Origin of the sequence: Trinickia dinghuensis, assembly GCF_003367175.1 — a bacterium.
Lineage (GTDB): Bacteria > Pseudomonadota > Gammaproteobacteria > Burkholderiales > Burkholderiaceae > Trinickia > Trinickia dinghuensis.
The window spans coordinates 60,276-73,668 of sequence record NZ_QRGA01000017.1; the positions used below are offsets into that span (position 1 = coordinate 60,276).

General features: G+C 61.6%; 9 protein-coding genes and 1 pseudogene. 6 read left to right on the top strand and 4 right to left on the bottom strand.

Going from position 1 to position 13,393, the window contains the following annotated elements:
* Nucleotides 1-11: 11 nt before the first annotated feature.
* Nucleotides 12-1,571, bottom strand: a complete 1,560-nt coding sequence (locus DWV00_RS26470; RefSeq protein ID WP_245965050.1) for an MFS transporter — start codon at nucleotides 1,569-1,571, stop codon at nucleotides 12-14.
* A 242-nt stretch (nucleotides 1,572-1,813) separates the two neighbouring features.
* On the opposite strand from DWV00_RS26470, the gene DWV00_RS26475 reads away from it, so the two are divergent.
* A complete protein-coding gene (locus DWV00_RS26475; protein WP_115536592.1) occupies nucleotides 1,814-2,755 on the top strand; it encodes a LysR family transcriptional regulator in 942 nt (313 codons plus the stop codon).
* On the opposite strand, the gene DWV00_RS26480 is transcribed toward DWV00_RS26475, so the two are convergent.
* Complete coding sequence (locus DWV00_RS26480; protein ID WP_115536593.1) at nucleotides 2,707-3,690, bottom strand: GlxA family transcriptional regulator; 984 nt, start codon at nucleotides 3,688-3,690, stop codon at nucleotides 2,707-2,709. The two genes, DWV00_RS26475 and DWV00_RS26480, sit on opposite strands and share 49 nt — an antisense overlap.
* Nucleotides 3,691-4,150: 460 nt before the next feature.
* Here DWV00_RS26480 and DWV00_RS26485 point away from each other — a divergent pair, with 460 nt between their 5' ends.
* The 5 genes from DWV00_RS26485 to pdeR all read left to right on the top strand — a co-directional run bounded on the left by DWV00_RS26485 (nucleotide 4,151) and on the right by pdeR (nucleotide 11,933).
* Entirely contained in the window at nucleotides 4,151-4,450 is a 300-nt protein-coding gene (locus tag DWV00_RS26485) for an ArsR/SmtB family transcription factor (RefSeq protein ID WP_115536694.1), read from the top strand.
* 270 nt (nucleotides 4,451-4,720) lie between these two features.
* A complete protein-coding gene (locus DWV00_RS26490) occupies nucleotides 4,721-6,523 on the top strand; it encodes a methyl-accepting chemotaxis protein (protein WP_115536594.1) in 1,803 nt (600 codons plus the stop codon).
* Between the two features lie 277 nt (nucleotides 6,524-6,800).
* Nucleotides 6,801-7,922 carry an extracellular solute-binding protein gene (locus DWV00_RS26495; RefSeq protein WP_115536595.1) on the top strand — a complete coding sequence of 374 codons (1,122 nt, stop codon included), beginning with the start codon at nucleotides 6,801-6,803 and terminating at the stop codon, nucleotides 7,920-7,922.
* Nucleotides 7,919-9,685, top strand: coding sequence for a diguanylate cyclase domain-containing protein (locus DWV00_RS26500; RefSeq protein ID WP_115536596.1), 1,767 nt, complete (start codon nucleotides 7,919-7,921; stop codon nucleotides 9,683-9,685). Before DWV00_RS26495 ends, DWV00_RS26500 begins: the two co-directional genes overlap by 4 nt.
* 244 nt (nucleotides 9,686-9,929) lie before the next feature.
* Nucleotides 9,930-11,933, top strand: coding sequence for a cyclic di-GMP phosphodiesterase (gene pdeR / locus DWV00_RS26505; protein WP_115536597.1), 2,004 nt, complete (start codon nucleotides 9,930-9,932; stop codon nucleotides 11,931-11,933).
* A 45-nt stretch (nucleotides 11,934-11,978) separates the two neighbouring features.
* Here the strand turns inward: pdeR and DWV00_RS26510 are convergent, their stop codons facing one another.
* Both DWV00_RS26510 and DWV00_RS26515 read right to left on the bottom strand, forming a co-directional pair.
* Nucleotides 11,979-12,845, bottom strand: coding sequence for a crotonase/enoyl-CoA hydratase family protein (locus DWV00_RS26510; RefSeq protein WP_115536598.1), 867 nt, complete (start codon nucleotides 12,843-12,845; stop codon nucleotides 11,979-11,981).
* A 218-nt stretch (nucleotides 12,846-13,063) separates the two neighbouring features.
* A pseudogene (locus DWV00_RS26515) lies at nucleotides 13,064-13,380 on the bottom strand (transporter substrate-binding domain-containing protein); the annotation flags it as partial.
* Nucleotides 13,381-13,393 lie beyond the last annotated feature (13 nt).

Genomic DNA, 13,393 nt, shown 5'->3' on the forward strand with positions numbered 1-13,393 from the left:
GACATCGTCTCTTAACGGGAGGAGGGCGGCGTAGTGCTCCATGGCGGATAGATCCGCACCGGCAACACGGGCACAAGAACAAGCAGGGCGACGGCCACGCAGGCCATGACGCAATAGAGATCGGCCGACGTCAGTACGAGTGCCTGCTCGTGAATGCGATGTGCAAGCTCGGCCAGCTCATGGGGCGTGCCGGCGCTTTGGCCCGTTACGAGTGCGTGGTTGCCCAAGCGGTCGACAAGCACATTGGAATGAAAGCGCTCGCGGTCCGTGCCGAACCCCTCGATGAGCGCGGTTGCCACGGCGGCGGAAAAAGTCTTGAGCGAATTGAACATCGCCGAGGCAAACGGACCTTCGGCGGGCGGCAATCCTGTCGTGACCCCCATCAAAATCGACATGATCACCATCGGTTGCGCGACGATCTGCAAGGACTGAAGCCAATAGAAATTGCCGCGAATCCAATCGGAGGTCATGAAGCTGCCCATCATGCAGGTGGCGATCATGAGCGACAGCCCAATGGCCAGTATCCAGCGGACATCGACCCGTCGAAGGTTCAGTACGGCGGCGGTCAAAGGCAGCGTAATCAAAAGCGGAATAGCGACGAGCAGCGACAGCGGTGCCGTTTGCAGCGGCCGATAGGCATGCGTCTCGGCTAGGTAATGTCCCGGTATGGCGGCGACGCCGACCAGCAGCGTCACCGCACCGGCCAGCGTCGCCAATCCGTGCGTGAAGTTGCGGCGCGCGAGCAATTGCAGCTTGAAGAACGGAAGCGGATGAAACCATTCGTTGACGAGGAACACGGCGAACAACAGCGTCCCGCCAAAAAACATCGCGCGAATGAACGCCGAATCGAGCCAATCGAGACGGTCGCCTTGCAGCAGACCGATGACGAGCATGGCGACGGCGGGAAGCCCGGTCGCGAATCCGGTCCAATCGAACGAACGGAGTCGTTCGAGCTTGAGCGGATCGGTCGGGAGCCCCCACTGAATGGCCAGGCAACTGGCGATGCCCAGCGGTACGACCTGAAGGAACGCCATGCGCCAGCTGACGTACTCCGTCCACAATGCCGCGAGCGGCGTGCCGAGCGCTGGGCCGACGGTTGCCGTGAGGGCGTATCCGGCGAGCCCGTAAAGCTTGACCTTCGGCGGCAGATAGCGCAGTGCCACGATGATCAGCATCGGCGGAAGACAGCCACCGGCAACGCCTTGCAGCACCCGCAAGACGTAAAGCGCGGGCAGATTCGGCGCGAACGGGCAAAGTACGCCGAGCAAGAGCGTGGCAAGCACTGCGCCGATCGTGAACCGCTTCAACGTGAAGGTGATCCCGAACCACGGCGCAAACACCATCGTGCTGACGTTGGCGGCCTCGAACAGGGCCGTCAGCCACGTGCCGTCGTCGTGTCCGATCGAGAACGCGCCTTGGATATCGGCCATCGCCGCGGCGGTGACTTGTTCGTTGAGGATCGCCAGCAAGGACGCGAGCAGCATTCCGATCAAACCGATTGCCACGCGAAACGACAGAGCCGCCTGTTTTGCGGCCGGCTCTGCGGGAACCGTCGTCTCCGACGAAGACATCGGTGCCGGATTTTCCGTTGCAGTCGCTAAAGCGTCGGTGGTGATCATGATGATTACGGGGTTGTGCGTCGATGGGATTGATTGTCGGAGATGGGCCGAATAACCCATAGCCAAAGCAGATCGTCTTTTAGGCCAATGAGTAGCCGAAATTTGCCAAGGCAACGCGAAGAGGCTGGCAAGGGTCTCGGCGATGCCTACAATCGCGACATGGCGGCACGGCCGGCCGGATCGGGAGAACGAGAATGGACAGATTGCGCGAGATGGAAGTGTTCGTGGCCGTCGTCGACCAAGGCAGCTTTACGAGTGCGTCGAACAAACTCGGTTTGTCGACGGCCGCGGTGTCGCGCGCGGTCGCTTCGCTGGAAGAGCGTGTCGGCGCGCAACTGCTTGCGCGCACGACGCGCACGCTACGTCCGACGGACGCAGGCGCGGCTTATGTCGATGCCTGCCGCAAAGTGCTGGACGCGATCTCCGATGCCGAAGCGAACCTTGCGGCCGATCGCCTCAATCCCGTGGGCACGTTGACCGTTTCCGCGCCTGTCCTGTTCGGCCAGCGCTTCGTGGCTCCGCTCGTGAATGCGTTTGCACTCCGTTTTCCGGATGTCGGCATTCATGCCACCTATGTCGATCGCACCACGCGGCTGCTCGAGGAGGGCGTCGATGTCGCCATTCGGATCGGTCACCTCGGCGACTCCTCTATCTTCGCCGTGCCGCTGGGCTTCGTGCGGCGCAGGACGTACGCGGCGCCCGCTTATCTTGCCGCTCACGGAGAGCCTCGTCATCCGAGAGAGCTGATCGACCACGATTGCGTGTCGTGCACGGGCGTGTCGCTTCCGCTCGAATGGGTGTTCAACGATAAAGGGACGAGGCTACCGGTTCGGTTTCGGCCGCGAATGATCGTCGATTTGGTTCCGGCCGCCGTCTCGGCTGCCGTCGATTGCGTGGGCATTACGCAGTTGCTGTCGTATCAGGCCGCGCCTGAAGTGAGCGAGGGCAAACTCCACCCCATACTGACAGCCTTCGAGCCGGAGTCGACCCCGGTGAGTCTGCTGCATGTGGAGCGGCGCGGTGCCAGCGGAAAGGTGCGCGCCTTCCTGGAGTTCGTCACCGAAACGCTACGGAACAACGCGCACCTTCAGGACATGGACGTCATCCCGGCTTCGGCGACCCCTCGAAACCGTTGACGGTATTGAGCCGGCGTGACGTCGAGCCGGCGGGAAAAGGTCATTCGCATGTGGGTGGCGCTTCTGAAGCCGCAATTGAACGCAACGGTCTTGAGCGGCGCGTCCGAGCCTTCTAGCAGCTTCCTCGCCGTGTCGACGCGAATCTGCTCGACGAAAACGGATGGGGTGACTTTCGCATGCATCGAGAACAGCCTCGAGAAGGTCCGGCGGCTCACCGATACGGCGCTTGCAAGTTCTTCGATGGACAGCGCGTCGGTAATATGGTCAGTCACGTATCGGTGCACCTTTCCCACGATCGGATCGTTTTCCTTGCTGGCCGAGACGAAGGGGCTGTACTGAGATTGCCCGCCTTCGCGCTGGATATAGACCACCAGTTGTTTCGCGACGCGCACGGCCATCTCATGTCCCCAATCTTCCGACACGAACGACAGGCATAGATCGATGCCGGCCGTGACGCCGGCGGAGGTAAATAGGCTTCCGTCACGGATGAAGATTCGATCGGGCTGCACGCGCGCGAGCGGGAATTCGCCGGCCAGGCGTTCGGCCACGGCCCAATGCGTCGTCACTTCCTTATGGTCGATGAGGCCGGCGTGTCCGAGCATGAATGTGCCGTTGCAAACCGACCCAAACCGCGCCGCGCCCTGTGCCTGACGTCTTAGCCAATCGAGCAGGCCGCTCGGCGGTTGCGAATCCGGCAGCTGCGGGCCGCCCGCCACCAAGATCAGGTCAAATTGAAAGTCGAGTTCGCAATAGCCGAAGCGAGCGGTCAATTGCATGCCGTTCGAGCAGGTGACGGGGCCGGCCTGGCTCCCGACCAGCGAAACTTCATACCTTTGGTGCTTGGGGAGATAGATATTGGCTTCCGCGAACACATCCAATGGGCCTGCGACATCCAGTGCCTGAACCCCATCGAATATGACAATGCCGACTTTCATGTTCGCCCCTTGACCAATGTGAGCACGCTTGCGTTGACGCCATGCGGGTGGTTTTGCATCGCGGCGTTCCGGTTCGGCTTCCCGACTCACGGTAACGAGCGTTGCGCCAGCTTACCGCGCGAGTCTCGCCGCACCCAGCCGTGCATCCGGTAAATGACTTTTGCGGCATCGTAAGAAGGCGAAATGCCCGCCATCCCCTACCGCGCCCCGCGTTGGCCCAGATTTGATCGTAATTGGCCGCAAACCGATCCAAGGTGATGTGTTCGTCGGGGCGGCGCATGACTAGACTGGGTTTCGAAGTTTCGAAGACAAGGCCGGTCTGGGCGCCACGCTCTGGGCGAGAGACTCGGCAGGTATATCGCTTGAACGTTGCCGAAAAGGTTGCCGATGCAACGATCGGCTTGGCAATCCGATCGTTGCGGCATTGTTACGACTTATGACGATAGGGGCGGAGGTCGAAATGATGGACGCGAATCTGATTCACAGGGCGCTGGCGAACCCGTTTCGGCGAGAAATCCTGGCGTGGCTGAAAGTGCCCGGTGAGGCGTTCGTACGAGGGCCGTTCGATTTTTGCCATGGCGTCCCGGCGAATGCGATTCATGCGCGCAGCGGTCTATCGCAGTCGACCGTGTCGGTGCATATCGCGGCATTGATCGAGGCGGGGCTCCTCGTCGCGACCCGGGTGGGGCAGTGGACGTTTTTGTCCCGGAACGAAGACGTCATTCACGCATTCGCCGAGCAGATCCGCTTGCACCTGTGAACGGGCCGGCGGCCGCATGGCCAGCCAAGGCCCGTGCTCCGAACGCCCCGACCATTAAGGATTTTCCGGCAACGAAGTAAGAATATCCTTAATTGGGTAATGCGACGCGACATTCCGCCAATTGGAATGCCGCCGTGTCAATCGCCAATGGCCAATTTTTTTGGTGCGTCGCGTCTCAAGTTCCTATTGCAACCTGTCGTTATCTCCAACGTAGTGCTTTCGCATTCCAAACGCTTCATCGCAGCTCTTGGATCTTGGAGAACCACAGCAATGCTCGGAACCATCCGCGGCCGAATCCTGGCGACCTGCGTCGCGATCGTCGTCACTGCGCTCGCGGTAACCGGCGGTCTTATCTACTACGTCGTCAAGATCCACAACGACGAGATTATCGACCAAAACTTCCAGTCGATTTTGACCGGCCATGCGCTCGCCATCGACGGATGGATCGAAAGCCGCACGCGCGAAACGCAAGCGCTCGCCGATACGATTTCGATCGGAGACGGCGATCCCTTGCCGGCGCTGAAACTGCTGGCCAAATCGGGCGGCTTCGAGATCATGACGCTCGGCCTGCCCGACAAGACGGCATTCTCGAACGTGCCGCTCGCGCCGGGCTACGATCCGACGGCGCGGCCCTGGTACAAGCAGGCGGTCGAGGCCGGCCACATCGTCGTCACCGCGCTCTACCGCGATGCCTCCTCGGGCAAGCCCGCATTCGCTTTCGCGGTGCCCATCGTTCGTGACGGAAATGTGAAAGCCGTCATGGCGGCGAGCCTGTTCATGCAGAGCGTGAGCGAGATCGTGACGGCCGTGCATCCGACGCCCGCGAGTTTCGCGTTCCTCGTGGACGAGAAGGGTGAGGTCATCGCAAGCGCGAAAACCGATCTCATCATGAAGCCGGCCACGGACATGGCGCCGGAGCTGACGCCCGAGGCACTGAAGGCGATGCAGGGCGCTTCGTCGTCGACCGCCGTGCACATCGATGGTGCGGCGAAACTGCTGCGCGCTCAGCCGATCAAGGGCACCGATTGGAGCCTCGTGCTCGCCCTGGACAAATCGGATGTGACGGCCGGCATGCGTGCCGTGGCCACGACGACGCTCGTGGCGATCATCCTGGTCGCGCTGATTTCGGCGGCACTCGTCGGGACGCTGACGAACGCGGCGTTCAAGCGCATTTTGCTCGTGCGCGACGCGTTGACCGACGTGGCCAGCGGCAGCGGCGACCTCGCGCGGCGGCTGCCCGTCAGCGGCGACGACGAAGCGTCCCAGATCGCCCACGCATTCAATCTCTTCGCGGAAAAGATCAGCGAGATCCTGCGGCATATTCGCGACTTCAGCGAGTCGGTCAACGTGGCAAGCGCCGAGATCGCACAGGGCAATCAGGATCTGTCGAGCCGCACGGAACTCGCCGCCTCAAACTTGCAAAGGACCGCCGCCGCGCTCGAGGAGATTTCGGGAACGGCACGCAATTCGGCGGATGCGGCCACGCAGGTGAGCCAGCTCGCGGAATCGGCGTCCAGCGTCGCCATGCGGGGCGGCCAGGTGGTGGGCGACGTCGTGTCGACGATGGATGCCATTACGAAAGCCTCGACGGAGATCGCGAACATCATCGGCGTGATCGACGGCATCGCTTTCCAGACCAACATCCTCGCATTGAACGCCGCCGTCGAAGCGGCTCGCGCGAGCGAGCATGGACGCGGCTTCGCGGTGGTGGCGGGCGAGGTGCGCGCACTCGCGCAGCGTAGCGCGCAAGCGGCCAAGGAGATCAAGCAGTTGATCAGTTCGTCGGTCGAGCGGATCGAGACTGGGTCTTCGCTGGTGCAGACGGCCGGGGCGACGATGGATGAAATCGTGGAAGGCGTGCGCGGGATCACGAACGTGATCGGCGAGATCTCGGTGGCGGCGACGGAACAGAGCACGGGCCTGGGCCAAGTCAATCAGGCACTCGCCCAGCTCGACAACACGACGCAGCAGAACGCGGCGCTCGTCGAGCAATCGGCCGCCGCCGCGCAAATGTTGCGCGAGCAAGCAGCGAAGCTTGCCGAGGCGGTGGGCGAGTTCAAGTTGTCGGCTTAGCGCCGGCTGTGTTCGCGCCGGTACGCGAACCACCCGGAAAACGAGCAACGAGCGCAACGAGCGCGAGGCATAGCGCACAGAGCGCAGATATTCTTTAGCGGCCTTCCCGCATAGCGTATGCGGGAAGGCCTTATGTTGCGCGGTTCACGCGGAACCGGCATATTGGCATGTAATCGTTGTGAAAGCGGCCTTTTGCTGATTGCAAGGTCCGCATAGCGCGCCGGACCGGCAGGCGGCGTTAAAGATTTTCTAAAAAGTGTCACACGCGGGGCGAAGCATGAGTGTGGTCGTTCGTCGAGCCATACGGGGATGGTTTGCTTGCCTGCGCGCGGGCAACGTCGTCACGTCGCTCGCCGTCATCCTTTTCTTGCTTGGCTTTTTTTGGACGGCAACGCTGGCCGATTCGGGCTCGCCGCGCAAAGCCGTGTTGCGCGTGCTCGCTTGGCCCGGCTATGCGGACGACGATTGGATCAGCGCGTTCGAGAAGCGTTTCCATGCCAAGGTCGAGGTCACGTTCGTCGATTCCGACGAAGCGTTATGGGCTCGCATGCATAGCGCCGCTCCCCCGCCGTTCGATGTATTGGCTGCCAATACGGCGGAGATTCAGCGTTATGCGCACGACGGCCTGCTCGCGCCGCTCGACTTATCACTGATTCCGAACCGGTCGCGGCAGCGGCCGTATTTCCGGCAGCTCGATGCGATCGGCGGGCTCGTGACCGAGCGCACCGCCTACGCGATTCCATTCACCTATTCGTCGATGGGGCTGATTTACGACCGCAAGCAGATTGCCGTTGCGCCGCATTCGATGCTCGCGCTTTGGGATCCGCGCTATCGCGGCAAGGTGCTCGATTTCAATAGCGCGCAGCACAACTTCTCGTTTACGGCGCTGGCGCTCGGCTACGCCGATCCGTTCCGCTTGTCGCCCCCGCAGATGAAGACCGTGGCGCGCAAGCTGGTCGAACTGCGGCGCAATCTGCTCACGTACTACACGTTGCCCGAGGAAGCGACGGCGCTGTTCGTCCAGCACCGTGTCGCATTGATGTTCGGCAACTACGGCACGCAGCAAGTCGAGTCGCTGCGCCGCGCCGGCGTCGACGTGGGCTACGTCATTCCGGACGAGGGCGCGCTCGCTTGGCTCGATTGTTGGGCGATCGCTCGAAATTCAGGCAATCGCGAGCTTGCCTACGAGTGGATCAACTACATGCTGCAGCCGGCGATCGGCGCGTCGTTGACGCAACGCGAAGGGCTCGCCAATACGTTGACACCCGCGCCCGGCGAGGAGCCGCGTGCCGGTGGACAGCATCTGGTCTGGCTCCAGCGCGTCGAGAGCACCGGGCAGCGCGAAGCGCTATGGCAGAGAATCGAAGCGGGCGACCGGCTGAGGAGCTTTCGGCAATGATCAAGCTCGGTCTGACCTCCAGGCTTTCGATTCTGCTCGTTTGTATCGGCGTCGCGGCTTCCGGGGCCACCGGCTATTACGCCTATCGCGCCAATCGCGCGATGATCAAGCAGGAAGCGGAGCGCAGCTTGCTGACCTCGACGCAGTTGCTCGATCAGCGCTTCACGGCTGCGCTGGGCGACGTTGCCGTCGACGTCCTCGTTCTGGCGACGTCGCCTTCGGCAGTCGCGGTGGCACGAGGGGACGAGAAGTCCGGGGGCGGCCGCCTTAGATTGGAGCAGGTCATTGTCGGATTCATGGTGCATCACCCGGAGTATCTGGGGATTCGCCTCATCGCGCGCGCCGATCATGGGCTCGAGCGGTTGCGCGTCGAGCGAGGCGCGCAGGGTGTCGTGGTCGTTCCCGACAGCGAATTGCAGGAGAAAGGCCAGTTCGCCTATGTGTTCGATACGCTCGCGACGGCGTCGGGCGACGTCTATGTGTCACCGATCGGTCTTAAGCGCCAAGCCGGTTCGAACGCGAGCAACGGAAAGCCGGCGATGAGAATCGGGGCGCCCATCGTCGATGCGAACGGAAGCAAGGTGGGGGTGCTCGTCATCGACATCGATCTGACGCAAGTGTTCGGGCGATTGGAGCGTGACTTGCCGGGCGGTTATCTCGTGTATCTCGCGAACGAGTGGGGCGATTTCCTCATTCACCCGGATCCGAGCCAAACATTCGGTTTCGAGCGCGGACGGCGCGTGCTGATGCAGGCCAGCTTTCCCGCAACGCGCCCGCTCTTCGACGGCGGCCCGGCGAATTTGACGTTTCACGCAAGAGCGGGCGCGAATGGGACGCCGGCGCAAGCTTTTGCATTCGTGCGCTCGCCGTTCGGCAAGGTGGATGGCAATCGCTTCATCGTGCTCGGTCTGGGACGTCCGCTGACCAATGTGCTCGCGTCCGCCAACGCGCTCGGCTCGCAGATCGTACGCATGGTGGTGATATCGAGCGCCGTTGCGATCGTACTGGCCACGCTGTTTGCCCGCGCCTTGGCGCGCCCGCTGAGGGCGCTCGCCCATGCGGCGACGCACGTGTTCGACGATGCCCACGTGGAGCGGCTGCCGGTTTCGCGCTCGGACGAGATCGGCGTCCTCGCGCGCTGCTTCGATCGCATGCGCCACGAGATCCGTGTGCAGATGAAGACGCTTCAAGCCAAGCAGCGGGAACTGACGCATCTCGCGGGACACGACACGCTCACCGGTCTGCCGAACCGGATGCGGTTCATGGAACAACTCGAAGCGTCGATTCTTCATGCGTCGCACAGCGGGGAGAGACTGGCCGTCATGTTCGTCGACTTGGACGGCTTCAAGCAGATCAACGATCAATTGGGGCACTCGGCCGGGGATCGAACGCTCGTCGTCGTTGCGCAGCGCTTGCGGGAGGCGTTGCAAGGCGCCGATCTCGTGGCTCGCCTCGGCGGCGACGAGTTCATCATCCTCGCCTCGGACGTCCGATCGCCCGAGGCGATCGACGATACGGCGGATCGCGTCCGGACTGCGATGGGCGAAGCCGTGACGCTCGGCGCGCACTGCATGACGGTGGGCGCGAGCATGGGTATCAGTGAATTCCCGATCGACGGAGACCGAGCCGAGGAATTGTTGGCGAAGGCCGATGCCGCGATGTATGTCGCGAAGACTTCGTTGCATCGCCGCCACGTTCGCTATCAGGAATTGGTGGCGAACGAGCCGTCGGCGCAATGCGACGAGATCAGCCGGCAGGCTTAGCGATGCTTGCCGGCGCTCGAACCGATCGTAATTTCAGCAATTTGATCGATAGACAGGGTAGTACGTTCCAAGCGGCGCAGCAGTAGAATAGGGCCTCGAAATTGGCTGCAAAGCGATGTTGCAGCCGCGGTTGAGGCTCCGGGTCGCAATAGGCGCTGATGATGCTAATAGAGGCTAACGTGCTCGGATCGAATTTTGCTTGTTACGTAGATGCAATTTAGTTGCTTGTTCAACGGGGCCAGCTATGTTCGACGAAAATGACGGCGCGGTGCTTGAAGTCCTGCTTGGAACGAAAAGCCCCTGCTGGCGCCTGCGCAGCGACAGCAATGCCCTGGAATTGGCCGCGGTGCCCGGGCGGGCGAACGTCGCCGTCGCACTCAGCGCCGCGCAAGCCAAGGAGATCCGCGACCTGACGGGCGTGACCTCGCACCTGCTGCTCGATATCGCGCTTTACGGCCAGGCGATAAAGCTCCACCTCGTCGGCAAGAAGATCGATACCCACGACTGGGCCGGGACCGCCTCTGACTATGCGGATGCGCTTTCCGTGGCCGAAGCATTGTCGACCGGGCTCGCTTCGGCCGAGAAAGTCGTATCCGAAGTCAATTCGCTCGTCGTGATTCTGGATCGGAACGGTATCGTGCAGCGTTTCAATCGGATGTGCGAAGAGGTCACCGGCATGCGCGAGGTCGACGTCATCGGCAAGAGCGCGTTCGAAATGTTCATGAGCCCCGACCAAGGCCGGCAATCGCGCACCAACATCAAGCAATTTTTCGAAAACCGGCAGTCGTTCGAGGTCGAGCGCCTCATCAACACGGTCAAAGGGCCGCGGCTGTACCAGTTCCGCAATAAGTTCGTTCATAGCAGCAGCGGGGTTGACGAAGTCTTCATCATCTCTTCCGGCACGGACATCACCGACGAGCGCGATGCGCAGCGGCGCCTGAAAGAACTCGCATCGACCGACGTCCTGACGGGGCTCATGAACCGCTATGCGATCAACGCGAAAATCGAGTCCGCGCTCGAGGACGCGAGCAGCGATCCGTCGCGCGTGCTCGGCGTCGTGTTTCTCGATCTCGACAATTTCAAGCGCGTCAACGATCACTACGGACACGTCAACGGCGACCGGCTGATCAAGCGTGTGGCTCAGATCGTGAGCGAATGCCTGCCCGAGGGGGCGACGCTGGCCCGCCTCGGCGGCGACGAGTTCCTGATTCTGGTCGATCCTTGTACGCAAGCGCTGCTCGAGAATCTCGCGCAGACGATCATCGATCGCTTGCGCGCACCGATCCATCTGGAATTCATGGACGTCTATTCGAGCTGCTCGATCGGCATCGCGCTTTACCCCGAGCACGGCAAGACGATCGAGGCCATGATCTCGCACGCGGATACGGCGATGTACGCGGCCAAGGAGGCCGGCAAGCATACCTATCGGGTGTTCTTGCCCGAGATGAACCAAAAGGTGGCCAAGTATATTTGGCTCGATACCGAACTGCGGAAAGCGATAGACGAGAAGCAGTTCATCCTGTTCTATCAGCCGCTGATCAACCTTTGCACGGGGCGGCTGCATAGCGTCGAAGCGCTGATCCGCTGGCGCTCGAACAGTCGCGGGCTGGTGGCGCCCGGGGAGTTCATCCGCTTCACGGAAGAGTCGGGCCTCATCATTCCGATCGGCCGATGGCTGATGCAGGAAGCGGCGTGGCAGGCGGCGCGGTGGCATGAAAGCGGGCTGAACATTCGGATTTCCATCAACATTTCCGCGAGACAACTGCGCGACACGGCGATCGTCAACCAGTTGCGCGAGCTCGTCGAGCAGAGCGGCACGGCGCGGACGCTGATCGACATCGAGTTGACCGAGAGCAGCTTCATCGAGGATGAAAAAGCCGCAATCGAATTGATGAGGCAGTTCAAGCAAATGGGCGCGCGCATCCTGCTCGACGATTTCGGCACCGGATATTCGTCGTTGTCGCAACTGACGCGCCTGCCGATCGACGTGATCAAATTGGACCGAAGCTTCATCACGGGCATCGATCAGAATTTCCAGGCCCAGTCGCTCGTGCGCTCGGTGCTGGGGCTCGCGCGTGCGTTCGGCTTCACGGTCGTGGCCGAGGGTGTCGAGACAGAGCGCGAAGTCCAATTCCTCAAGGACATCGGGGTCGACTACGCTCAGGGATTCTTCTACGCAAGGCCGATGGCTGCCGAGGCGTTCGAGGCTTGGCTGGACGATAAGAAGAAGCTGAGGCTCATTGCCTGAGCTTCTTCTTTGGGGTTAAACAATATCAAGCATTGATGCCATTGCTTACGGCACGGCTTTCAGTTTCGATACGCGCCGGTTCTGCAACACGACGAGCCGCTCCATGAACGAAATGTCTTTTTCCTCGAGCATGAAGGCGGATCGCACCCAATCTTCCGTGATGTCCATGAGTTCCGAGCGCGAGAGCGGCAATACGCGTTGACGGGCCCTGAGCATCGCGCGCGTGCCGTTGAGCATGGGGCGCATGACGTCGATGAACGTTCGTGTCGCCAAGACGGCTTCATCGGTATCGAACAAGCCGTCGACGAGCCCGCGTTCCGCATGCCATTCGGCGAAGCGCGATTCGCCCGTGCTGATCAGCGTTTCCGCGACGTGCATGTCCGACTTGCGCGTCACGAGCGAATAGCCGCCCATGCCTGGGAACAGATTGAACGCGATTTCCGGAAACCCCAGTTTCGTGCCTCGTTGAGCAAGGACGTAGTGGTGCGCCAGCGCGGCCTCGAAGCCGCCTCCGAGCGCGCTGCCTTCCACCATCGCAATGGTGATCGCGTCGGTACCGAAGCCGTTGTAGATCTCCCAAACGCCATCGATGCACGAGCGTGCATAGGCCATGAGCCGATCGCGTTCGCCTTTGCGAATGGCATCGACGAAGAAGCTGAGATCGCCGCCGACGTTGAAGATCTCGGGCACCAGCGAGCCTGTGACCCAGAAGTCGAATCTGAGTCCGGACTCTCGAGCAGCGCGAGCCAAGCGAATGATGTCCGAAACCAACTGCTGGTTGAAGCAAGGGCGCGGCGCGGAGCGAAGCATCATCCACATGGCGCGCCGGTCCTCTTCATAGTACGCCGTGAGTTGACTGAATTCGCCTGCCTCGTGGAAAGGCCGGCATGCAGAGCTGACGTCGAATCGCATGTTATTCCTTTGCTTGATTGGCGTTGAGATGAACCGCTCTTCAAGATGAGATCGCACCTTGGAAAGCCTCGCCAATTTTGCGTGACGTCACTCGTTTGTCGTAATCAGTCAGTGAAAGTCCGGAGAGAGCGACGCCCCATCGTGATGGGGCGTCGTCGAGGTGAAGCACGCGGCTCCGACGGATACCAGGGCCCGAGAACGAGGATGAGAGCCGATGACTGTGCGACGGGTTTGGTCACGTCGGTGCCGAACCAATGCATCGAGATCTTCTTCAGCGTGCCGTCTTGCTCCATCGCGTCGAAGCGTCGTCGATCGCCTTTTCGAATTGCGGGTTGCCTTCGCGAAACGGGATTCCCATTTCCTGCTCGCCGCCGGGCAGGAGGGCGCCGGTCCTGAGCGGGAGCTTCGAGGTCTTGATGATGGAGGGCAGCATGAGCCGATCGTCGAGCGTCGCGTCGATTCGTCCGTCGGCAAGGTCGCGCAGTTTCTCCGGCGCACCGGGGTAGGCCTGTACGTTGATGCCCGGAACGGCGCGGGTCCTCCCATTC